This is a genomic window from Bifidobacterium sp. WK041_4_12 (genome assembly GCF_041080795.1).
GTDB classification, from domain to species: Bacteria; Actinomycetota; Actinomycetes; order Actinomycetales; family Bifidobacteriaceae; genus Bombiscardovia; species Bombiscardovia aquikefiricola.
In genome coordinates this window covers 1,976,503-1,999,612 of the sequence record NZ_CP129674.1, presented here as the reverse complement: position 1 = coordinate 1,999,612, position 23,110 = coordinate 1,976,503, and the positions used below count along the sequence as shown (strand labels likewise).

Annotated in this window: 24 protein-coding genes; 21 read left to right on the top strand and 3 right to left on the bottom strand. The window is 54.7% G+C overall.

The annotated features are described in order from the left end of the window. Positions 1-208: 208 nt before the first annotated feature. The gene (locus QN215_RS08460) at positions 209-2,503 is read left to right on the top strand and encodes a peptidase (RefSeq protein ID WP_369343875.1); all 2,295 of its coding nucleotides are present in this window, start codon (positions 209-211) and stop codon (positions 2,501-2,503) included. A gap of 4 nt (positions 2,504-2,507) precedes the next feature. On the opposite strand, the gene QN215_RS08455 is transcribed toward QN215_RS08460, so the two are convergent. Further along, positions 2,508-2,648: a hypothetical protein gene (locus QN215_RS08455; protein ID WP_369343874.1), complete on the bottom strand. Its 141-nt coding sequence runs from the start codon at positions 2,646-2,648 to the stop codon at positions 2,508-2,510. Positions 2,649-2,757: 109 nt separating this feature from the next. On the opposite strand from QN215_RS08455, the gene QN215_RS08450 reads away from it, so the two are divergent. Then, positions 2,758-3,015, top strand: a complete 258-nt coding sequence (locus tag QN215_RS08450; protein WP_369343873.1) for a GlsB/YeaQ/YmgE family stress response membrane protein — start codon at positions 2,758-2,760, stop codon at positions 3,013-3,015. Positions 3,016-3,162: 147 nt separating this feature from the next. Here QN215_RS08450 and QN215_RS08445 read toward each other — a convergent pair whose 3' ends face one another. Further along, positions 3,163-4,449 carry a polysaccharide deacetylase family protein gene (locus tag QN215_RS08445; protein WP_369343872.1) on the bottom strand — a complete coding sequence of 429 codons (1,287 nt, stop codon included), beginning with the start codon at positions 4,447-4,449 and terminating at the stop codon, positions 3,163-3,165. Positions 4,450-4,710: 261 nt separating this feature from the next. Between QN215_RS08445 and QN215_RS08440 the strand changes: the two genes are divergently transcribed. From QN215_RS08440 to QN215_RS08415, 6 genes are all read left to right on the top strand, one after another. Next, on the top strand, positions 4,711-5,925 hold the full coding sequence (locus QN215_RS08440; protein WP_369343871.1) for a thiolase family protein: 1,215 nt from the start codon (positions 4,711-4,713) through the stop codon (positions 5,923-5,925). Beyond that, positions 5,922-7,235, top strand: coding sequence for a hypothetical protein (locus QN215_RS08435; protein WP_369343870.1), 1,314 nt, complete (start codon positions 5,922-5,924; stop codon positions 7,233-7,235). The genes QN215_RS08440 and QN215_RS08435 overlap by 4 nt, the downstream gene beginning before the upstream one ends. Before the next feature lie 127 nt (positions 7,236-7,362). After that, positions 7,363-8,532, top strand: coding sequence for a hydroxymethylglutaryl-CoA synthase (locus QN215_RS08430; protein WP_369343869.1), 1,170 nt, complete (start codon positions 7,363-7,365; stop codon positions 8,530-8,532). 249 nt (positions 8,533-8,781) lie between these two features. After that, positions 8,782-9,264 carry an Rrf2 family transcriptional regulator gene (locus QN215_RS08425; protein ID WP_369343868.1) on the top strand — a complete coding sequence of 161 codons (483 nt, stop codon included), beginning with the start codon at positions 8,782-8,784 and terminating at the stop codon, positions 9,262-9,264. Then, positions 9,245-11,980, top strand: coding sequence for a YhgE/Pip family protein (locus tag QN215_RS08420; RefSeq protein ID WP_369343867.1), 2,736 nt, complete (start codon positions 9,245-9,247; stop codon positions 11,978-11,980). The genes QN215_RS08425 and QN215_RS08420 overlap by 20 nt, the downstream gene beginning before the upstream one ends. Positions 11,981-12,070: 90 nt before the next feature. Continuing rightward, positions 12,071-13,303: a hypothetical protein gene (locus tag QN215_RS08415; RefSeq protein ID WP_369343866.1), complete on the top strand. Its 1,233-nt coding sequence runs from the start codon at positions 12,071-12,073 to the stop codon at positions 13,301-13,303. A 12-nt stretch (positions 13,304-13,315) separates the two neighbouring features. Here the strand turns inward: QN215_RS08415 and QN215_RS08410 are convergent, their stop codons facing one another. Further along, complete coding sequence (locus tag QN215_RS08410) at positions 13,316-14,158, bottom strand: VIT1/CCC1 transporter family protein (protein WP_369343865.1); 843 nt, start codon at positions 14,156-14,158, stop codon at positions 13,316-13,318. Between the two features lie 131 nt (positions 14,159-14,289). On the opposite strand from QN215_RS08410, the gene rpmB reads away from it, so the two are divergent. The 13 genes from rpmB to QN215_RS08345 all read left to right on the top strand — a co-directional run bounded on the left by rpmB (position 14,290) and on the right by QN215_RS08345 (position 23,097). Then, positions 14,290-14,529, top strand: a complete 240-nt coding sequence (gene rpmB / locus QN215_RS08405; RefSeq protein ID WP_369343864.1) for a 50S ribosomal protein L28 — start codon at positions 14,290-14,292, stop codon at positions 14,527-14,529. A 34-nt stretch (positions 14,530-14,563) separates the two neighbouring features. Continuing rightward, a complete protein-coding gene (rpmG, locus tag QN215_RS08400; protein ID WP_369343863.1) occupies positions 14,564-14,734 on the top strand; it encodes a 50S ribosomal protein L33 in 171 nt (56 codons plus the stop codon). Positions 14,735-14,752: 18 nt separating this feature from the next. Next, a complete protein-coding gene (gene rpsN / locus QN215_RS08395) occupies positions 14,753-15,058 on the top strand; it encodes a 30S ribosomal protein S14 (RefSeq protein WP_369343862.1) in 306 nt (101 codons plus the stop codon). 167 nt (positions 15,059-15,225) lie between these two features. Beyond that, on the top strand, positions 15,226-15,489 hold the full coding sequence (locus QN215_RS08390; RefSeq protein WP_369343861.1) for a type B 50S ribosomal protein L31: 264 nt from the start codon (positions 15,226-15,228) through the stop codon (positions 15,487-15,489). 114 nt (positions 15,490-15,603) lie between these two features. After that, positions 15,604-15,726, top strand: coding sequence for a type B 50S ribosomal protein L36 (ykgO, locus tag QN215_RS08385; protein WP_094692493.1), 123 nt, complete (start codon positions 15,604-15,606; stop codon positions 15,724-15,726). Next, positions 15,726-15,893, top strand: a complete 168-nt coding sequence (rpmF, locus tag QN215_RS08380) for a 50S ribosomal protein L32 (RefSeq protein ID WP_369343860.1) — start codon at positions 15,726-15,728, stop codon at positions 15,891-15,893. Before ykgO ends, rpmF begins: the two co-directional genes overlap by 1 nt. Before the next feature lie 356 nt (positions 15,894-16,249). Beyond that, positions 16,250-17,008: an ABC transporter ATP-binding protein gene (locus QN215_RS08375; RefSeq protein ID WP_369343859.1), complete on the top strand. Its 759-nt coding sequence runs from the start codon at positions 16,250-16,252 to the stop codon at positions 17,006-17,008. An 8-nt stretch (positions 17,009-17,016) separates the two neighbouring features. Next, on the top strand, positions 17,017-17,667 hold the full coding sequence (locus QN215_RS08370; RefSeq protein WP_369343858.1) for an ABC transporter permease: 651 nt from the start codon (positions 17,017-17,019) through the stop codon (positions 17,665-17,667). After that, a complete protein-coding gene (locus tag QN215_RS08365; RefSeq protein ID WP_369343857.1) occupies positions 17,664-18,338 on the top strand; it encodes an ABC transporter permease in 675 nt (224 codons plus the stop codon). The genes QN215_RS08370 and QN215_RS08365 overlap by 4 nt, the downstream gene beginning before the upstream one ends. Before the next feature lie 118 nt (positions 18,339-18,456). After that, positions 18,457-19,374, top strand: a complete 918-nt coding sequence (locus tag QN215_RS08360) for an ABC transporter substrate-binding protein (RefSeq protein ID WP_369343856.1) — start codon at positions 18,457-18,459, stop codon at positions 19,372-19,374. A gap of 281 nt (positions 19,375-19,655) precedes the next feature. Further along, positions 19,656-20,606, top strand: a complete 951-nt coding sequence (locus QN215_RS08355; protein ID WP_369343855.1) for a nucleoside hydrolase — start codon at positions 19,656-19,658, stop codon at positions 20,604-20,606. Further along, entirely contained in the window at positions 20,603-22,042 is a 1,440-nt protein-coding gene (locus tag QN215_RS08350) for an MFS transporter (RefSeq protein ID WP_369343854.1), read from the top strand. Before QN215_RS08355 ends, QN215_RS08350 begins: the two co-directional genes overlap by 4 nt. A gap of 50 nt (positions 22,043-22,092) precedes the next feature. After that, complete coding sequence (locus QN215_RS08345) at positions 22,093-23,097, top strand: ribokinase (RefSeq protein WP_369343853.1); 1,005 nt, start codon at positions 22,093-22,095, stop codon at positions 23,095-23,097. Positions 23,098-23,110 lie beyond the last annotated feature (13 nt).

The following is a 23,110-nucleotide window of genomic DNA, read 5'->3' as shown; positions in this document are numbered from 1 at the left end:
CATCATATTCGACCACATTGAAAAATATTCCTTGTGTATAACTATGGACTGATGCAACACTATTGCATTATTCAACCGCTCCTTCTCGGTAATTGGCCACAGACACAGACTCACAGGGCATGTCGAATCTTCTCCAGAAAAAGCCGTGGCATTCACCAATCGTGGATAGTTCCGGGAGTTTCGTGAGCGCTATCAAGGAGGATTCGATATGCATCGTCAACACAAACGCAGGCTTGGACGTCTCTATACGCTCGTATTCGCATGCGCGTCGTTGCTCGCCTTGGCCTTGACCGTTCCTGCACTGGCTCAGGATGGACTCAGATCTGTGGGAGAGGAATGGTACGTTCCGTATACCTTTGACGGCTATGAGGTTTCCATAGGAGCCATGGCGGAAAGCGGTGATGGAAGAAAGGTCTATTGCATGGAAACCGGTCAGCTCGTTTCCTATGATGTCTCGCATACGCAGAGCATTCCTGACTCTCAGCTGGCGCGTTCCATAGCGTGGCTGACCCAGCATTACCGCAATACCGCTCAAGCGCTGACTCACGCCGGCATCGGCATCATCATTCACGATGCCTACGACCTGAATCCCGAAACCTGGAAACTGCGCAAACAGACGCTGCAGGACACGCATCCAGAGACCATAGTCAAAGCGCAGCAGCTCTTGGCAGAGGCAACCAACAATACCGCAACCGGGGCGAGTCTGAACATGTCCTACGAAGTTGGCAAGCGTCGTGGATACATCGATGTCATGGTGAAGGGACCTGAGGGCGTGAAGGTGCCCGATGTGCCGTTCACGCTGAAGCTCGATGGACCGGCGGTCTTCGTCGCTGGAGGCACATCGACCTTCTCGGGCAAGAGCTCATCCACTGCGCAGCGCATCTATTGGACTGCGACCGGCACGGGGAACGTCAAAGCCACGGTTTCGTATGAATATGGCACGATAGAACAGCTCGTCAGCAATCAGGACTATGTCAGATTCGCCACGGTCAAATCGGCTGCCGGCGCGAGCCTGAACTTTGCTGCACGCAAGGAATTCGCTCCGACGGTAAGCACCACAGTGCCACACGGAATAATCGACGAAGGCGATCAGATTCTCGACACCGTCACGTCGGGAATCTCAGCCGGAGACGTGTGGGAGCAGGGTGTGCGAGTCAAGGCGCTTGGATACTACTTTGACACTCTGAAGCATGACGATCTGGGCAACGTCATACATCCACAGGGCAATGAGAGTGTCAAGGCGTACCTGGAACGTTTGAGCGCCTTGGGGCACAGACCTTCAGCGTATGGCAATGCGCAGTTCGATGCTCCGAATCGCAGCGTCCAGGTTCGAGCCACGACACAACCCGATGGCAACGAGCCCTATCTGGCATCGGCCGATTCGGGCATCGGAACATGGGTGTGGGTGATTGACCATAGCCAGCAGGAGACGATCACCAAGGAATTTGTCGTCAAGGATGTACTGAGCGACTTTCTCGAAATCCCCGAAACCATGTCCATTCGCCGGAAGCTTTCCGTTGATTCGAGCGTGACCGAACATGCCGCCACGGTGGGCTCGGAACTGAGCGATGTGATCTCCATCAGTGGATTCCATGCAGACAATGGTGCATTCAAAGGTAATACGGACTATGGCTTGCAGGCGGATCTGCCTCACGCCGAAGTGCAGGTCTTCTGGTCGGGCAGCGGGGATGGCGGCGATGATGAGCCGTATAAGCCGACTGCAAGTGACCTGCCTCAGCTCGACGATCATCATGAGCTGGTGGGCTCCTGGAAGTATCCAGCCACGAACAGAACGATAAAGGTGGGTGCAGGCGCGCCTGACATGCTTGGCGAACCCGTGCACATCATCGCGAATAAGCCCGGCTACTATGTCTTTGTCTATGCCTTCTCAGGGGATGCAAGAACAGCCCCGATCCACAGTTCATACAGCGACGCATGGGAACGGGTCAGAGTGCAGGCCTTCGCAGAGCCTTTGCCAGCTCAGGCGACAATAGAGACCCATGCAGAACCGTCGAAAGTCAAGCTTGGTGAAAGCTCATATGATATGGCAACCATCACGGGAACGGTACCCGAAGGGTCGTATATGACATTCAGCGCCTTTGCTAGCGACCGGCAGACCGAGACGATTGATGTGGATAAGCCGGTTCTTGACGAGCTGCGCGTGGATCTTGCCGCCAACGTTGCTTCGCAGACGGTCACAAGCAGCCGAGTCACTGCAAGCCATGCAGGAAGCCTGCAATGGAAGGCTACGTTGTGGACAGCCGATGGCACGATTCTCGACTCCCATGAACTCGGACTGAAAGAGGAGACCACCACGGTCGTCTCTCATGCGCCCAAGGATGCAGAAGCTGAACCCGGCAAGTCTGAACGCAGACCCGCAGCGGCGAAGGAACTTGCCCATACCGGCGTGTCCATCTTGGTCGTATTCGGCGTTCCTGCAAGCATCGCTCTTATCAGTGGGATGGTGATGGTGTCAATCGCACGTGTTCGAAGAGAAAAGTGACGGGTTACACATTTAAATCCAAGGAATCTGAACGATTTCGCGTATCCTTGAATTCGGTAAACCGCTTGTGCAGACCCAATGTCTGCACATGTTCGGCACTCAGACGGCTCACCGCATTGTCGTGGTCCTCGCCGGGATTGTTCACCGTGAATGACTGCTGTGGATTTCGCGGTGGCAGTCCACGGGCGGGCTGCGAAGGCAGGCCCGAGAGTGCCGTTCACCACGGCGGTGACCATACAGGAAAGGGGAAAATCATGGGATTTCTTGGTTGGATTGTTCTGGGTTTGATTGCTGGAGCGATTGCAAAGGCAATTCTCGGTGATAGGGCCGCAGGTGGTTGGGTCGGATCCTTGATTGTAGGCATCATCGGTGCTGCAGTCGGTGGCTGGATTGGAAGCGCAGTGTTCCACATTGGACTTCAGAACTTCTGGAGTCTGCAGACGTGGATCATCGCAATTCTTGGTTCCGTCCTTGTGCTCTTCATCTATGGTGCGTTGAGCGGAAGAAGATGATTCATGCGCCCGCAGGCATCGATATCGATAGCTGCGGGTTGCTTCCGTTACCTGATGCCTCGATACCCGCTGAAGTGTGATTCACTGAAGTGGTTGTCGGGGCATTTGCTGTGCTGAGCGAGATGCTTCGTCAGATAATGTGATGCCTCATTGGGCGTCTGGTTCGGGAGCGGCAACATTGTTCTGCACCCAGTCTGGGAAACTGCCGTCCATGGCGATGAGTTCATTCATCGTGACGAATTGGTAGCCTTGCGATTTCAGACTGTCGATAATATCGGGCAGCACATGGACATCCTGCGTTCGATTGCCACCGCCGTCATGCATCAACACGATGGCGCCTGAATATGCCTTGCTCAGGACTTCGTGCTTGATTGCATTCTCTCCTGGCTGCTTCCAATCCTGCGTGTCTATGGTCCACAGGATGTTCGAACTGATGATATCCGAGCAGTTCATCCATGTTTCCTTGGTGAAGGAGCCATAGGGTGCGCGCAGCATACGCGTCGTGCTATTCGAAGCCGTCTTGATGGCATCGAATCCCGAGTTGAGCTCCTTACGCAGGGCATCTCGGCTGAGCTTGGTCAGATCGGGGTGGGAGTAGCTATGGCTGACGACCTGGTTGCCGTTGGCGAGCATCTGCTGCTCTATCTGAGGCATCCGAGCCGATTGATTCCCGATATCCATGAAGGTCGCCTTCACGCCTTTGCTACTGAGAATCTGCAGAATGGGCGTGCTGTATTGGCTGGGACCATCATCGAAGGTCAGTGCGATGACTTTCTTGCCTGCCGGTGGCCGTGGATTGATCGAGTCGATTTCGAGCGTCTTGGGTTGAGCGATGATCTTTTTCGGCACCCTTTCACCGGAGACCTTGCCAACCCAATACTCCTGCTTGCCATCCTCTCCCTGCTGGGCGATGAACTGCACCGCGCCGCCAGACTTCATCGTTGCGGCATAGGGGATGGCCTTGTCCTCAACGGTATGCCCTTCGGTTTCGTCATGACCGTTGCTGACCGTGATGATGTCGTCGGCATGGAGATAGGTTGCGTTGAATAGGGATGAAGCGATGCGAGTGGAATTGTGCTTCACGACAATGGCTTCACCGCCATGGGCCTCGAGTGTCTTGCCGGTCAGTGATTTCAATGCTCCAGCCTGGGCGCCAAAAAAATCGTGGCTTTCCAGCAGTGAAGCCAGGCTTTGTTTGCCGGTGACCATCACGCTTTCGTTGTTGATGTAGACGGAGAATCTCCTGTAGCTGTTCCACCAATACCACGCACCACACGATATGAACACTGCCAGAACACATAGCAATGACACGACTGCGATAAGGCGGGTGTGGCGGTTTCTGGGGGCGCCTGAATCGTGCATCCGTTCGGATACGTCGTCTGATGCACGCCCACGCACAGGTTCGGAATCGTCAATGTTCTTCTGGCTGCCCACGTTATTCCCCCTCTTTGCTGACCGTGTCCCATTCTAAGGGCTTATGTGACGGCATGCGTGGGCTGATTGTGTGTGAGAAATCAGACATTCTCCATGCATATGACTGTTCTGTGCTGCAAGGGGCCTTGCCGTGGCGTCTCCATCAGCTTTCGTTGTATTTGTGTTCAAATCATCGAAGTTTCACGAAAGTCATGCATGTGCGCTGCCAAATGGCTAGAGTTTTTTTGACACGTTTGGAAACGACATGGATTGGGAACACAAGTGGACAAAGTTGTGGTTGTCGCCGCCGTGCGCACCCCCTTCGGAAAATATCGGGGCGCGCTGAAAGAATACTCTGCTACCGATTTGGCACGCCATGCCTTGGTCGCTGCCATGGAACGGTCTGCAGTGCCCAAAGCCAGCGTCGAAGGATTGTATCTTGGCGTTGCCGTTGGGGCTGGACTGGGGCCAAACGTCGCTCGAACCGTTGCCGTTTCAGCAGGTATGCCTATCGAGTCTCACGCAGTGACCGTCAATGAAGTCTGCGGATCGAGTCTGAAGGCTTTGCGCATGGCACAGCTCAGCATCATGGCCGGCGATGCGCAGATGCTTGCCGTGGGAGGCGTCGAAAGCATGACGCGAGCTCCGATGATTATTCCCGACGACATAGATCAGGATGCAGAAGATGCTGAACAGAGCAGTGCTGAGGACACTGAACAGGGCAGTGCTGGCGAGCCTGAGCAACCGGTGAAGGCAATTTTCAAGGATGGGCTGATCGATAGTTTTTCAGCATTGCCGATGGGCATTACCGCTGAACATATTGCCGATGCCTACTCGGTTTCGCGCCACATGCAGGATGCCTTCGCCTATGATTCGCATCGCAAGGCGCTGAGAGCGGTGTCACAGCATCACTTTGATGATGAAATCGTTCCTTTGGCAGGCTTGAGCCACGATGAAACGATTCGCCCGGATACATCCTTGCTGAAACTTGCCTCGTTGAAGCCGGTGTATCGAGAGCACGGTAGCGTTACCGCAGGCAATGCAGCGCCATTGAGCGACGGTGCCGCCATGCTTATCATCGCCACTGAGCGCAAGGCCAAGTCTTTAGGGTTGAAGCCTTTGGGATATCTCGGCAGCTATGCGGAGGTTGGCTATGATCCGGCATACATGGGATATGCGCCCTCGATAGCCATTGAGAATCTGTTGAAGCGGTCAGGAACGAAGGTATCGGATTACGATCTCTATGAAATCACCGAAGCCTTCGCAGCACAGGTGATAGCGGTTCGCGATTCACTGCATATACCCGATGATCGGCTCAACATCAACGGTGGATCGCTTGCCTTGGGGCATCCCTTGGGGGCAAGCGGGGCACGCCTTGTCATGGCATTGCTCAACAATCTCGCATCTCGCAAGCTGCATAGCGGCATTGCGGCTCTGTGCATCGGTGGAGGACAGGGCATTGCGATGGAGATCTTTCAAGAGGATCAGACGGCATGACATCTCAGACAGCTACACATAAGCCAAAAAAGCTCTATCAGATGAGCATCGACGAACGCTTGCGATATTTGGTCTCGCATGACGTGCTTTCACAGGCCGCTGCAGACGCATATCGTGCCAGCATCGTTGACGAGTCCACGAGCAGAATGTCTGAGAATGTGATAGGAGAGCTGGTCTCACCCATTGGCATTGTCGAAAGCATCGTGGTCAATGGTGAGCGATGCACAGTTCCTATGACGACTGAGGAGCCCTCTGTCGTTGCCGCCGCTAATCACGGAGCGAAGATGGCCGTTGCCGGTTTCACGGCGACGAGTCATCGCGACGGCATATATGGACAGATTCTTCTGGACGTTCAGCACGAGGGAACGCAAGCTTCGGATTTCGACTGGAAGCAACTCAACGCCCTCATTCCCGACCTCATTCGCCTGATTGCCCGACGCTTCGACAGTCTTTCCCAACGTGGCGGCGGATTGGTGAGCATCGAGACGCATGAGGACGGGCCGAGCTGCGATATGCTCGTCAAGGTCAACACCGCGCAGGCCATGGGAGCCAACATTGTCAATTCGATTCTCGAATGCCTGGTGCAGAAGATTGAGCAGGCACTGCCCGAACTCAATGCCGTCATGGCTATCGTCAGCAATTATCCGAGTCAGCTGGTTGACGTGGAAGTTCGAGTGCCTTTCGCTCAGTTGGCAAAGCAGGAGTCGGCGGCTAGATCCATCGCTGGAAATATCGACCGAATGGCACATTTTGCCGAGCGCAATGCGTACAGGGCAGTCACGAACAACAAGGGCATCATGAATGGCGTTGACGCCGTCACTGCAGCCTGTGGCAACGACACTCGGGCAGTCGAGGCCGCTTGCCATCAGCTCGCATCGCTGTCTGGACGATATCTGCCACTTTCACATTGGCATGCCAACGAAGACGCGCAGGAACTCGTCGGCACGATGCAGCTCGCTCTGCCAATAGGTGCCGTCGGCGGGGCGATTGCCTCCAGACCTGCAATACGGCGAAACATGGAGCTGATGGGTCAGCCCGATGCGAGGCGTCTCAGTGAACTCATCGCATCCGTGGGCCTTGCCAACAATCTGGCAGCCTTGCACGCCTTGGCAGGTGAGGGAATACAGCATGGCCATATGCGACTGCAGGCGATGCAGACGGCCGTTGCCGTTGGCGCGAAGGATGAAGAGATCGCGCTGTTGGCTGCACGCATGGTAGCCCAATCTGACTATTCGCAAAGCTGGGCGGCAGACGAGTTGAAAAGACTCAGGAATGAGCGAGCCGCGCATGTGAGTCCTGCCGAAGCTTGATGGGGATGGTGAAAGCGACAGGCAAACACCATACGGCAGGGCAACATACAAGGGTGCAGCATACGACATTGAAACTACGAAAGTGCACCATATGGCAGGGCATCATTGAGGTAAGAGAGGCATGTGAATGAGCAGCAACACAGGGGTACGTATCGGCATTGATCGCATGGGCATGTTTGTGCCTGGGCAGTATCTCGATGTAGAGGATCTTGCTCGTGCACGCGGCGTTGAACCGGCGAAATTTACCAAAGGCATCGGTCAGTCGCGCATGAGCGTGCCACAACACTACGATGACATTGTCAGCATGGGGGCGAATGCCATCGCTGACATCCTGCCTGACATCGATGTAAATCGCCTGGGTCTGCTGATAGTGGGGACGGAAAGTGGCATTGACCAATCCAAATCAAGCTCCCTGTTCATCAAGCATCTGGTCGGATTGCCCAATCGCATAGAGAGCTTTGAAATCAAGGAAGCCTGCTTCGGTGGCACTGCAGGGCTGTTTGCCGCATACCATTATGTTGCGGCTCACCCGGATAAAACGGTTCTGGTCGTTGCCAGCGATGTCGCACGGTATGGGCTGGGCACGGCCGGTGAGATCACGCAGGGTGCGGGAGCCGTCGCCATGTTGATAAGCGTCAACCCGTCCATTCTGGTCATCAATGATGACGCTGAGGATTACAGCGACGACATCAACGATTTCTGGCGACCGAATGGCATGACGGAAGCCGTGGTTGACGGCAAGTATTCCACGCAGGTGTATCTTGATTTCTTCCGACATGTCTTTGACGCCTACTGTGGGAAGCATGCGCTGGCCCCTCGCGACTTTGCGGCGCTGCTCTTCCATTTGCCCTTCACCAAAATGGGAATGAAGGCGCTGAATGTCGCTCTTGAAAACGCGGATGTCGAAACAGGCAAGCGTCTGCGCGAAAACTTTGAACTCAGCGCCAGCTATGCACGCAACGTTGGGAATCTCTACACGGCCTCGCTCTATCTGAGTCTGATGAGCTGGCTGGAACACGCCGACGATGCCGCCGGACAACGAATCGGCCTGTTCAGCTACGGTTCGGGCGCGATGGGAAAGTTCTTCACCGGATGCGTGCAGCCCAATTATCGGCAACATCTGCATGCGCTCGCTCACGAGCATATGCTCATGGACCGCGAGCGGATTGACATGGACGAATACGAGAGAATGTTTACCCACTACCATGCAGCAGAGGATGCTGAGACGAAGTATCCAGAGAGCGGATTCTACTTTTCAGGGGTTCAGGGCGCCATCCGGCAATATTCACGGGCATAAACTCGCGTGACTCGCCGTGTCCAGTCATGTGGCGGAACGGTTTCCAGTCTGCAATACAAAATCTCTGGACATGTCGTATCTGTGGATATAGTATATCTGTGGATATAAAGTATCTGTGGATTCATAACATCTGTGGATTTATAACATCCGTGGATAAATAACAGACGCGGATATAAGCAGGCGTGGATAAACACTGTGATGACAAGCAATACCCGTCATATGCACGCCGCGGAGTGAGTCGAGGTCGGTATGAAAATGAAGAAAAGCCTTGAGCAGAGCGTTTGCGTCCTGCTCATGCTGGCGATGGAACTTAAGCATCAGCCGGTTAAAAATCAGGTGCTGAGTTCGATTCTCGGGGTGTCGGACACCTATCTGCGCAAGGTGATGCGACGGCTGGTCAAGGCTGGCCTTGTTCGCTCCGACGCAAGTAAAGATGGTGGATACACGCTGGTGAGACCAATCGACCACATCACCATGCTTGACGTATTCAACGCGGTCGAGGGGAGACAGCCATTCTGCCGGCTTTCACATCTGGCACGGCGAATCTTCGTCAAAGATCAGATGGTGCTTCGCAGCGAGAATGAGGTTTTGCAGGTCATCTCGGATGCGGAAGACGATTTTCGTGCGCATCTCGGGCAGTATCCGTTATCGAAGGCCTTGGAAGGCATCCAGTACAAGGATGGCGTCGTGCTATGGGAAACCAAAGCGCAACATGAAATCAAGAGGAAATGACATGCTGAAAGCCGAATGGAAATCGTTACTATCAAACCGTTTCATGATCATTGTTCTGGTGGCGCTCGCCCTGGTACCGGGACTCTACCAGCTGATATTCCTCAATTCCATGTGGGATGTGTACGGGCGGGTGAGCGACCTGCCGGTAGCGGTTGTCAATAATGACAAAGCTGTCGATTTCTCAGGGAAATCCATGAACTTGGGCGCCCAGATAAGCGACAGTCTCATATCAGAGCACAGCATGGACGTTCATCGCGTTGACGCACGGCAGGCCTCGCAGGGCATGAAGGATGGCAGCTATTATCTGGCTATCACCTTCCCCGCTGACTTCTCGGCAAATGCCACATCGCTGCTTACCGACCATCCCAAGACACTTCAGGTGGACTATCAGACATCGCAAGGCCATAGCTTTACTGCCTCAAAACTATCCGCCAGTGCGGTGGAAGCCTTGAAGAACAAGGTTTCACGGCAGATAACCCAACTGTATGTGACACAGGTGCTGAAGGAATTCGGAGCAACGGGCAAGGCTTTGGACAATGCAGCGGAAGGTGCGGGCACACTGCAGACCGGCGAAAAGAAAATCTCCTCCGGCAGCTCACTTATCGCACAGAACTTGCTGAAGCTTTCCCAAGGCGCATTGCAATTCTCTGATGGCACGCAACAATTTTCCGTGGGCGCGCAGCAGTATGTTGACGCAGTGGGCACTGCCGATGCCGGAGCCCAACAGCTGAATGCTGGTGCAGGCAAACTCAACGCCGCCGGCGGATCGCTCGCACAAGGAGCGGCCAAGCTCTCCTCAGGGGCAAACAGTCTCAGCGCGGGCACATCGTCATATACCTCCGGGGTCACCTCACTCGCACAAGGTGCGCAAACCTTGTCAGAGAACGGAACACAGTTGAATGCCGGCGCACAGCGTTTGAGCAGTTCGCTCGCGCAGGGTGGACAGACCTTGAATGCCGGTGCCGAGAATCTGACTGGAGGAGTGCGCAAGCTTGATGCTGCACTCACGCAAACGCCAGAGCAGCAGAAGAACATTGAAACGCTAGTGAACGGATTGCCTAATACATACGCTGCAATCACAGAGTTGAATGAACGAATACAGCAGCTTCCTGATACTTCGAAGTTGACGGCCTTGCAGCAGGAGAGAACTCAGGACTTGCAGGAGTTGCGGGACGTGTCGATGCAGCTGGCTCAAGTGCAGAGCGCAAGCCAATCCAACGCATCGAGCGGGAATGCTCAACCGAACACCTCCCAACCGAATGTCTCCCAATCAAGCACCTTGCAATCGCTGACTCAACGGCTGCAAACCATCTCGAAGAAGCTGTCAGAAAACCAGAATGAGATTTCTCGACTGGAGCAGGGCACTGCCGCTGCTAATGACAATACCGATGCCGATGCCAATGCCAATGCTGTCGCACAACTGAAGAAGCAAGCTCAGTCACTCAGCGACGGTTCGCGTCCAGTACTGTTTGGAGCAGCTTCGGCCTTGCAGGGAACCGAAAGTGGATTGCAGTCAGCGAAACAAGCCGTGGATACGCAGCTTGCTCCGGGTGCCACAGCCTTGCAAAGCGGTGTGAAAAGCTATACGAGTGGCGCGAATGAGGGAGTCGCACAGCTTTCCACCGGATTGAATAGCTACACCGCTGGCGTGAACCAACTGAATGCGGGCGCGCAGAAGCTGTCCGCGAATTCGGGGACGCTTGTTCTCGGGGCACAGGGTCTTGCGGGCGGATTGCAGACGGTGAACTCAAATCTTCCCCAACTGACCGGTGGCCTGGCATCGCTGCAGCAGGGAACGTCCACTCTGGCGAATGGGTTGCAGACGCTTCATGCCAAAGGCTCGACGCTGACAGAGGCGGCGGGCAAACTCAATTCAGCGTCCGGCACCATCGCCACGGGTTCAAAGGAACTGTCGCAGGCGCAAGCTCAGGTGAGCAGTGGGGCAGACGCGGTGAGCAACGGTCTGGGAACGCTGTCCGGCAAGCTGTCGGACGGCTCCACATCCATTGCGAAGGTCAATACCACATCCCATGCGGCGCAGGCAGTCTCGGCTCCGGTCACATCCAAGCACACCGACCATGACAAGGTTGCGAATAACGGGACAGGCATGGCTCCGTATATGATTTCGGTCGCGCTGTTTGTGGGAACCTTGGCAATCAACATGATGTACGACGCGACCATTGCCAGGAAGAAGCCAAGCAGCGGAGTTGCCTGGTGGGCAAGCAAAATGTCGGTTCTGGGAATCGTGGCCATCGTCCAGGCCGTGCTGGTCGATCTGGTGGTGGTGAAGATGCTCGGATTGCAGCCCCTGAATCAGATTCAGTTCCTGGGAATCGTAACGCTCATCTCGCTGATGAACATGTCGTTGGTGACCTTCTTCAACGTGCTGCTGGGCAAGGTCGGAGCGTTCCTGATGATGATATTCCTGATGGTTCAGCTTGGTGCATCGGCTGGAACCTATCCGATTCAACTGTCCGGAGGGTTCTATCAGGCGATACATCCATGGATTCCGATGACCTATGCGATCGATGCTCTCCGGGAATCCATTTCCATCGGGGGTTCCATTGCGGCTCCAACACTCATGCTGCTGGCGATCCTCGCGGTTGCCAACGTTCTGATGATCCTGGTCTTTGCACGCCGTAAGGGTATGAGCAGCGTCGGATTCGAGCGTCAGGAGGAGTTGAAGTCCACGACGATGCGAACGGCGGCAGTTTGACAAAGCGAAAGCCCCATGTAAAAATAACTACTGATAACGGTTATCAATAGTAGAAAGTTCGCTATGCCCAAGGTGTTGCTTTGCACTGGTATGGAATATTCAACTCAGCTCATGGGGATGTGCGCGCTCGAATGCCCACAGCCACACGACAATGGCACCCATGCAACCGAAGTTTCGTCAACAGACGAGATGCTGATCGTCTCCTATACGGCACGCTTCGACGACCAGCACGAGCTGACTGTGCGCAGACGGATCGGCACGCCTTCGGACATGCTCTTCGGCACCTACCTGCATAACGACACCGTTGCCTTGGATAACTGCTGCCTGAGCTGCACGATCAAGCACGACCTCTACTCCTGGCTTTCCCATGAATGCGAAGAAGACATTGCGCCCCGCATCATCGTGCTGCTGCCCAAAGGCTTGCAGGCCGCTCCCACGGAAGAATATCTGAAGGAAATGGAACTCGTGCAGGAAGCTTTCCGGCCTGAGGGACAGCGTTTCCAGGTTGAGTCCATCGTTGCAGTGCTTGATGCGACGACACTGAAGGAACGCCTGTTCGATGATGCGCCATTCCAGCAGCACGATGATAGCGATGGAAGCGGTCAGAACCAGACGGGCATCAGCAATGACGACGGCAATGACGACGACATGGACGAGCGTTGCGTCGGGGGAGCTCTTGCGGAAGTGATCGCCGATGCCAACGATGTGCTGCTGCTTCCCAGCTTGGGTGACGAGCAAAGAGACAACGAGCTGTGCAGACTTGTGGAAGCGCTGGCTCCGGAAGGCTGTCACATTCGCTGTGGTCTGCCCAACGCCACGTCCGAAAGCGCTGACATGGCCTCCGGGCTCCTCGGTGATGGAAGCGTCGAAAGCGTTGATGGTGAGGAGCTGCTGGCGCATGAATCTCTGGTTGGCGATATCGCGTGGGCATCGATCGGTCAGGATGTGATCGGCCTGAGCATTCGTTCCCACGCGCCGCTGCATCCGAGCCGTTTGTCGGACTTGCTGGCAGACAAGAGCGTGCCGATGCATATTCATGGCCACTTTGCCGTACCCAACAAGCCATTTTCCGCATTCATATGGGAGGGCGACCCCGATGGGTCAATCATCGAAACGGTTGATCGTGGAATGATTGACGAAGCGCAGTTCGAAACGGAGATCCTTGTCGTCGCTCGCATCGCGCAAGGCAATCAGAGCAGCGAGGCACGTTCATGGATCAACTCTTTCCAGAGTCTGCTGGTCACGCGCGAAGAGATGCAACGTCCTTTGATGAGTTGGATGGAACAGACCGATACCTTTACACGCTGGGCTTCGATGGACTGATCGGCGTGAAAGTTACAGGGTGATTCCGAAGATCTTGCCAATAACCCAGGCAAAAAGCATGGTAGACAGCCCCATGATGACATTGCGAATAATGGCTTTATGCTTGTCTGTTCCCACTATCTGTGCCGAGATGAAGCCGGTCAGCAACAGGGCGAATGCCACGGCAAGCACGATGAAGATCACGCGAGCCAGGAATGATGCCGGGATTTGAGAAATCAGCAAAGGTATCAGCCCGCCACTCAGGAATGCAAGGAACGAAGCGATCGCCGCATGCCAAGGATTGGTAAGTGCGTCAGGGTCGATGTTGAGTTCCTCAAGCGCATGGGAGCGAAGCGCATCATGATGCATCGCCTCGTATGCTGCCTTGTACGCCGTGGCATGCGTCATGCCTTTGGTCTCATAGATCTGTGTCAGCTCGTCGAGTTCCTCGGCCGGAAGATTGATGAGTTCCCAGCGTTCCTTGTCAAGGATGCTCTGTTCCGTATCGCGCTGTGCGCTGACGGAGACATATTCGCCTCCAGCCATGGAAAATGCACCCGCAGAGATGGCGGCAATACCTGCGATTAGCAAGGCGTGAGGATTGTTGTCGGCTCCGGCAACACCCAGAATGGTGCCCGCGACCGACACGATGCCGTCATTGGCTCCCAGAACAGCGGCGCGAAGACTGTTGAGTGCTTTCGAGGATTCGTTGTCCTTATTATGGATGCCGCCCGCATGGGGTGTTACTTCATGGCGAGATGCAGGAGTTGGCTCGATGCCAAGCCACCCGCCCTGCGCCTTCGATGGAATGCGCGTGCGAGAATTCTGATCTGCAGCCGGGCTGCTGTGTGACCGCGAGTCGGCATTATCTTCCATTGAATTCTCCCATTCCGCGCGACAGACCGTTGATCCGTCGGTACCCATCATAGAAGAGTAGCCCTGTCGATTATGCGAACCGCCGAATGAAGTACTTGCGAGAATGATTATCATTAGTTATAGTGTCAGGCATGGCTAAAACATGTCAAGTATTAGGAACACACGTCAGTTTCGGCAACTCCGTGTCTCACTCGCACCGGAAGACGCGTCGCCGCTTCCAACCGAACCTGCAGCGCAAGCGCTATTGGGTACCTTCGCTGAACAGATTCATCGCATTGCAGGTGAGCGCCAAGGGAATCAAAACCATCGACAAGCGAGGCATTGAAAGCATCGTTGCCCAGTTGCGCGCTCGCGGCGAACTCAGCATATGAGTGAGCAGCAGCAGAAGGAAAGGAAAGGACACCCATGGCATCGAAAACGAATGTGAATCGCCCCATCATCACGTTGAAGTCCACGGAGGGCACCGGTTCGACATATACAACACGAAAAAGTCGTCGGAACACTCCTGACAGGCTTGAACTCCTGAAGTTCGACCCAGTGCTCCGCCGCAGAGTTATCTTCCGCGAAACTCGCTGATCTGGAAAGAAAGCAAGCATGGCAAAAACCAGCAAAATAATGAAGCAACGCCAGCGCGAAAGCATGGTTGAACGCTTTGCGCAGCGTCGGTTGCAATACAAGAAGGACAGCGTCAATCCTCATCTGAGTCAAGAGGAGAGGGACGTGGCAATGAGCAAGCTGCATGCGCTTCCGCGTGACGCTAGCCCGACCCGGCTGCGCAACCGCGATTCGACCGATGGTCGTCCGCGCGGCTATCTGCGCAAATTCGGCCTCTCCCGCGTCACCATGCGAGAGCTTGCACATCGCGGAGAGTTGCCGGGAGTTACGAAATCAAGCTGGTGATAGACACCGAAACCATAACAGATGGCTCGTGCCGTGAAGGCTGAGTCTCGACTGTGTGATTACAGATGTGTGATTACGACTGTGTGATTACAAATGTGCAATAGCAATAGTGTGATTACGATTGTGTGATTGCACAGCATCACCATAATACTGTGAAAAGAGGAAGCATGAAGCAAGGCATTCATCCAACATATGGTTATGTGATCTTCCATGACCGTTCTTCCAACACGATGATGTTGACACGTTCGACTCTGGCTGCGAAAGCCGATTCGTTGCCAAGCATGAAGTGGGAAGATGGCAAGGAATATCCGGTTGTCAACGTAGATGTCTCGTCAAGCAGCCATCCCTTCTACACGGGCAAGAATGTGGTGCTGGACACCGCTGGCCAGGTGCAGAAGTTCAACAGGCGCTATCAGCGCACTTCGAAGTAATTCGAGGTAAGGGTCGGCACAACTGCTGACGACATGCTCTGCAGCCTTTATGCTGTGCTGACATTGCAGAGAGCAAGCAAGGGCATGAATTAACTGGAAAGGCGGAAGATCATCATGAAGGTGAAATCTTCCATCCGTTCGCTTGCGCGCAGACCCGGTTCAACGGTTGTGCGTCGACGCGGACATGTGTACGTGATCAACAAGAAGAATCCAAAGTTCAAGGCAAGGCAAGGCTGATGGCATTACCAAAATACAAGACCTCGCGAGCGAACACGCACGCTCGTCGCGCTCAATGGAAGGCGCAGAACGCGCAGCTGGTGACAGTGCGCACGCCCGATGGTCGCGATGTTCAGGTGCCTCAGCATCTTGCAGCGGCGGTGCGCAAAGGATATTACACTCTGTAAATCGCAGACGAATCCTCCTGATGGCGTACCAATACACAGAGTACTTAGATAATTCAGATTATTCAGAGCAGCAATGGCCCAAACAATAGGCGATTGCTGCTTTTTTGTGCTGTCACGAACTCGCATGCAACGGTTCGGACCACAGCTGATTGGCAAGCGGGTCAGGCTCAGATCAATGCAATAATGCCAATACCCTACAGCTTCAACTGCTGCAATCGATGTGTTCTTAAGCTGAATTGCTTCATGAAGATGGTACGTTGGAATCCGGTTTGCTTGACGGGCTGCATGGGGAAGCTGGGGGACTTGCAGCGGCATGTGCAGGGCGATATGGGCAATGATGATTGCGTTTGTGCTGAATGGAGAATGGTTTGGGGATTGCGTGGAAATCGGTTTCAAAGACATACGGCGATGGAAGCATCGCAGTCAACGCCGTCTCTGTCACTGCTGACGAACATAAGACGCTTGCATTGGTGGGATCGTCAGGTTCTGGCAAGACCACATTGTTGCAGATGGTCAATCGCATGGTCACCCCCAATTCCGGTGCGGTTCTGATTCACGGACGAGACAATCAGGAGATGAATCCTGTCAAGCTTCGCCGTTCGATAGGGTATGTTCTGCAGAATGGTGGGCTGCTGCCGAATAGAACGGTTCTCGACAATATTGCCACCGTGCCGGTGCTTCAAGGAATGCGACGCAAGGATGCCAGAACCCACGCCCTGGAAGTACTTGACGAGGTTGGACTTGAGTCAAGTCTGCAGAACCGCTACCCATCCGAACTTTCTGGTGGCCAGCAGCAGCGCGTAGGGGTTGCAAGAGCGCTTGCCGCAAATCCGGAAATCCTTTTGATGGACGAACCCTTTGCGGCTGTGGATCCCATCGTCAGAAGAAATCTTCAGGATGAATTGCTCAGACTTCAATCGGAAATAGGCAAGACCATCGTGTTCGTCACCCATGACATCGACGAGGCTTTCTACCTGGGAGACAAGGTTGCACTGCTGCGTCCGGGCGGAACGTTGGCTCAGGTGGGCACGGCTAGGGAATTGATTGACCATCCCGCAGACTCATTCGTTGCCTCGTTCGTCAACGCAGGATGTCTGAGAAGCGAGCTGCGATGAATTGGCTGATGCAGAATTGGACGCAGATACTGGATTATGCACTGCAGCACATGCTGCTGAGCGTGTTTCCGATCATCCTTGGAACGCTGATTGCCGTGCCTCTGGCAAGAGTGGCGAATCAGCGCAGACTGACCCGCAGCAGCATGTATGTGGTATCCAGCGTGCTCTACGCCATTCCTTCGTTGCCGTTGCTGATATTTCTCCCTGCACTGCTGGGAACGAAGATTTTGAATCCGGTGAACATCGAAGTCGCGCTGACCATCTATGCGATTGCAATCATGCTGACCTCGGCTTCGCACGCACTGCTTTCCATCGACCCGAGCGTGATGCATGCCGCCGATGCGATGGGATTCGGAGCGTGGGGGAAATTCTTCCAGGTTGAGCTGCCTTTGTCAGGCTCTCAACTTCTTGCAGGCATACGAGTGGTTTCGGTGAGCACGATCAGCCTGATCACCGTGGGCTCCCTTATCGGCGTGAACTCCCTCGGCTTCTTCTTCATCGAGGGATATCAACGAGATTTTCCCTTGGAAATCTGGGTCGGCATTGCGGCGACAGCGTTGATTGCCTTGCTTTTCGATCAGATTCTGGCCTTCTGCGGCCGAGCGCTCATGCCATGGAATCATCATCGTGAAACTGCACGGGATGGGGTGGCTGCATGAACGTTTTTTCACAGACGATGCTCTGGCTTGTCGATGCGTCACATTGGGAGGGAGCGGAAGGCATCGCGGTGCGTCTCGCTCAACACCTGCAGTATTCCTTGGCAACACTTGCCATAAGCTGTGTGATTGCCATTCCTTTGGCCTGCTACATCGGGCATTATGGCAAAGCGCTCTTGGTGATTCCGGTGGCTAACGCGCTGCGGGCGCTGCCAACGTTGGGAATGCTCAGCGCGCTCGCCCTGATATTCGGGCTGGGAATATCGGCTCCGATGATCGTGATGGTGATGTTTGCAATTCCACCGGTGCTGGCTGCCGCATATTCGGGCATAGCCGATGTAAACAGGACCACAACCCACGCAATGAGAGCGATAGGCTTCAGCGAATGGCAGATTCTGTGGCATGTCGAACTGCCAGCAGCATTCCCAGCAATGCTGGGGGGCATTCGCTCGGCATTCACGCAGATCATTGCCACATGGACGGTTGCGGCATTCTTGCCGATTGGCGGACTTGGACGGTTCCTTATCGATGGGCTGGCCGTTCGCGACTACCCACAGATGCTCGGAGCGTCATGCCTTGTCATTGCTCTTTCCATCACGGTCGATGTGCTCATGTTGAGCATGCAGCACACGATTGCAAGGCATTCGCGATATTCACAGCTGACGACTCAATAGTAAAGGGGATCCGAGGAACAGAGGCACAAGAAATAGTAGGCACAGAGGCACGAAAACTGTGCCATACGTCCATGCCGTAAGCATGTACACGCATCGATGCAACAAGAAGGGGAGCAACATGAATTCGTTTGGAAGAAAACTCATTGGGGGAGTGCTGACAGGAGTGGTGATGATGGGAACGGTTGGCTGCGGGTCATCCAATCCGCTCGATTCGTCATCGTCGCAGCAGCATGACGCCTCAACGATCACCATCGGCTCGGCGAACTTCGCAGAAAGCGAGATACTGGCCAACATATATGCGCAAGCCCTTAGCGCGCATGGCATCCATACCGCATTGAAACCCGATATAGGAGCGCGTGACGTATACATTGCCGCACTCAAGGATGGTTCAATCGATCTGGTGCCCGAATACACCGGCAACCTGCTGCAGTATGTTGACAAGGATTCCACCGCGCACAGTGCCGAAGACGTATATTCGGGGCTGAAAAAGGCACTTCCCAGCACATTCGCCGTGCTGAATCAGTCACAGGCCGAGGATTCCGACTCGATCAACGTGACGAAATCCTACAGCGAGCAGCATCATGTCACCAGCATCGGCGATCTCTCCAGCATAAGTGGACTCAAGGTTGCAGCCGCCCCAGAATTCGCCACGCGACCATACGGGATCAAGGGTCTCAAGCAGCAGTATGGCGTCGATGCGACCCTGGTTCCCATCAACGATGGTGGTGGCGCGACAACCATCAAGGCACTCCTCGATGGAACGGTGCAGATGGCGAATATCAACACGACATCGCCAAGCATCAAGGCGAACGATCTCGTGACGCTCAAGGACCCACAGCAGATGATTCTCCCGCAGCGCGTGATTCCCCTGATCTCAAAAACCGCTGAATCTGACAAGGTTGCCAGCGTGCTCAACGACGTGCAAAGCAAGCTGACGACGCAGGATCTGATGACCATGAACGGCGAAAGCATCAACGACAAGGAATCAGCCTCAGCCATAGCGAAACGTTGGCTGCAGCAGAACAAGCTTGTATGACGGCGAGAATACGCAGATCGCCAGTGTGTGGGGGAGCGTTTCATAGCACGCGTGGTTGTAAGATTGCATGTTGAGGGAAAACAGCCACGGGCATGAATCCGGGAGATACATAACCATGGCAGAGCGTCGAAGCTCAAGGAATGTACGATGTTGCAGGGCGGGGGAGGATTCTTGTGCGCGATTGCACGAGGTCACAAGCGAAAAAGCCAAGTCCTGGGCAGCTTAAGCTTCGACGACATGAAACCTTGATTCGTACAGATACAAGGAATGAAGGGGTTGAAGTGGGACGAAAAATCATTCTTGATTGTGATCCAGGGCATGATGACGCGGTCGCCATCCTGTTGGCGCTTGGCAACGACAACATTGATGTGCTGGGGATAACAACCATTGGTGGCAATCAGACATTGCACAAGGTAACCTATAATGCGCTCGCGGTTCTGGAGCAGGCTCACGCCTACGACGTGCCTGTTGCTGCAGGCTGCGCATCGCCGCTCATACGTGAACTGGAAACCGCTCCAGGCGTGCATGGCGATACGGGGCTTGACGGTGTGGATTTGCCGAAGCCCTCGCATGACGTCATCGACAAGCATGCGGTTGATTTCATCATCGACACCATCATGAGCAATGAACCCAACACGATCACGTTGGTTCCTACGGGACCATTGACCAACATCGCCATGGCAGTGCGCAAGGAGCCTCGCATCGTTGAGCGCGTCAAAGAGGTGGTGCTCATGGGTGGCGGCATTCATGTTGGCAACTGGAGCGCTGTCGCTGAGTTCAACATCAAGGTCGACCCCGAGGCCGCACATGTGGTATTCAACGCGGCATGGCCTGTTACGATGATCGGGTTGAATCTGACCCACCAGGCGTTGTGCACGCCGGAGCGTCAGAAAGACATTGAATCCATCGGCACGCCGACCGCTCAATTCGTGAGTCATCTGATGGACTTCTTCCGCAAGGCATACGCGGCAAATCAGGGATTCGTTGATCCTCCGGTACATGACCCCTGCGCTGTGGCATATCTGCTCGACCCCAAGGTCATCACCACGCATAAGGCACCTATCGATATCGAAACCAAGGGTGATCTGACTCTTGGAATGACCGTGGCCGATCTGCGCGCCCCGGCTCCTGATGACTGCCATACGCAGTTTGGTGAACATTTGGACGTTGACCGCTTCTGGCAGCTCATTCACGAGGCGATTGCAAACATTGGTGAAGGACTGGATAAATGACCGCAAATACCACGACCCCTACGGGCAAGCCTGAATCACAATCGTCGATCATCGGACTGATGATTGCACTCTTGGTAGCTGTGTTCGCATTTCAGCTCAACGCTTCCATGCTGTCACCGGCTCTGGTGACGATGCAGCGCGAACTGAATACAACCGCCTCTGAAGTCGGCCTGACGCAGACCGTCTTCTTCACCGCGGCAGCACTGTTCTCGCTTTTCCTTCCTCGTCTTGCAGATTCCGCAGGCAGAAAGAAGGTGCTTATCGGCATGCTGGTGGCAACGATAGCCGGTTGCGCCGTTTCCGCTCTGGCCGTCAACATTCCGATGCTGATGGTCGGCCGCATTCTTCAGGGTGTTTCTGGCCCTATGGTGCCGCTGTGCCTTATCATGCTGCATGTTCGCGTGCCGGAAGACAAGCGTTATGCACGTCTTATGGCCATCATCACCTCCGTCAATGGCGGTATTGCAGGCGTTGATGCCTTGCTCGGTGGCTGGCTTGCAGCGCATTATGGGTTCCGCTCGATTTTCTGGACCATGGCAGGCATTGCATTGGTTGCGGCGATTCTCACAGCCGTCTACACCCATGAAAGCTGGGCTGATACCAAGGCCAAGATGGATTGGATCGGTGCCGTGCTGCTCGTCATCGCCATCGGCGCTCTGTTGCTTGCCGTCGATGAAATCGAGAAGCTTGCCGCTGCCAACTGGGTCTATGTGATCATCATGCTGGTGGTCGCAGTGATAGCGTTCATCGTCTTCTGGAATGTCGAACAGCGCAAGAAGGAGCCCATGGTCACGACGCACTATCTCAAGCAGCGTAGAACCTGGGGTCTGCTGCTTACCACGCTGCTCACCATGACGGGTGTGTTCGCAATCATGAACGGCATCGTGCCAGCAATCGCTCAGGATGCAAAATTCGGTGCAGGATTAAGCGCCGACCTCGCATCCCTTGCTACCCTTACTCCATATGCGTTGGCAGGTCTGGTGTTCGGACCGGTCGCAGGATGGCTCACCAGCCGCTATGGATATCACAAGGTCTTGCGCTATGGCTTGGTTGCAACCGCAATCGGTGTCATCGCCATCATGCTCACCGCAGCATCCGTCAGCGTCTGGGCGTTGGTCTGCGTCTCGGTATTCGTCGGCATCACCTATGCCGGAACCGTAAACATCATGCTGAACGGCTTGGGCATAGTGCTCTCTCCTGCCGATAACACCGGGTATCTGCCGGGACTCAACGCGGGTGCCTTCAACCTCGGTGCCGGCTTGAGCTTTGCCATTCTCTATGCAGTCATGACACAAGTTGGTGGTGGTTCAGGCAGCATGTCGTACGTGTTCAGCGTGGGAACTGGCCTGATTCTGGTCGTTCTCGCCTTCGCTTGCTCCTTCCTCATTCCTTCGGTGGAGAAGACGGCACAGGAATCCGGTCAGCTCACACACTGATGCAGGCATAGGATTGCAGAGAAGCGCAGCAGCTGAGAAGGGATGGATGCGTGAAGGAACTGAAATTGAATAAGGACGAGATCACCGACGAGTTGGATCGAATTGCATCATCGTCCTCCGAGTCTCGCGTATCCATCGTGGGTTCGATGAATGCCGACCATGTGGTTGAGGTTGAGACCATGCCGAAGCCTGGGGAAACCATCATCGGTGGTCCGATGAGCATTCATGCCGGTGGAAAGTCCGCGAATCAGGCAGCCAGCTGTGCCAGATTGCAGTTACGTGCCGATCTGATCGGAGCTGTTGGCTCGGACGCCAATGCGGACTTCCTGCTGCATGAACTCAACGATGCTGGGGTTGGCACTGACAATATTGAACATGTCGACCTTCCCTCAGGTTCGACGATTATCGTGGTTGACCCCCACGGTGAAAACTTCATCGTCGTATCGTCCGGAGCCAACGGCAAGGTCAATGCCGACTTCGTGCGCAGACACAGTGACGTCATCGAACGCTCTGACATCCTAGGACTGTGTCTGGAGGCACCGCTGCAGGCTGTCGTTGAATCCTCGCGCATCGCCCATGCCGCGCATACTACGGTCGCATTGAACATTTCACCGATGCCCGAAGGTCTGAACCCTGCCTTGAAGCACTGTCTGGCAGACGTTGCCGACATCGCCATCATGAATGAGCACGAGACTGCGCAATGGCTGGGTTTGGCTCATGAGCCAAACCTTCAATCCGATTGGGATGCGCTTCATGACCAGTTACGCGCAACTGGACTGGATCGTGTTGTCGTCACCTTGGGCGCTGCTGGTTCGGTCGTGCTCGATGGTGTGCAGACATCGCATATTCCTGCGTTCACAGTGAAACCGGTGGATACCACGGGCGCAGGCGATTCCTTCATGGGTGCCATGCTGGCAAGCCTGGCGAGCGGCAATTCGCTGGACTCTGCATGTGAAGTCGCTTCAGCGGTTTCGGCCTTCTCAACCCTGGGCAAGGGTGCACAGTCTTCGTATGGCAACACCCAGCAGATAACCGATTTCGTATTGAACCATTGACGTCAAGATATTG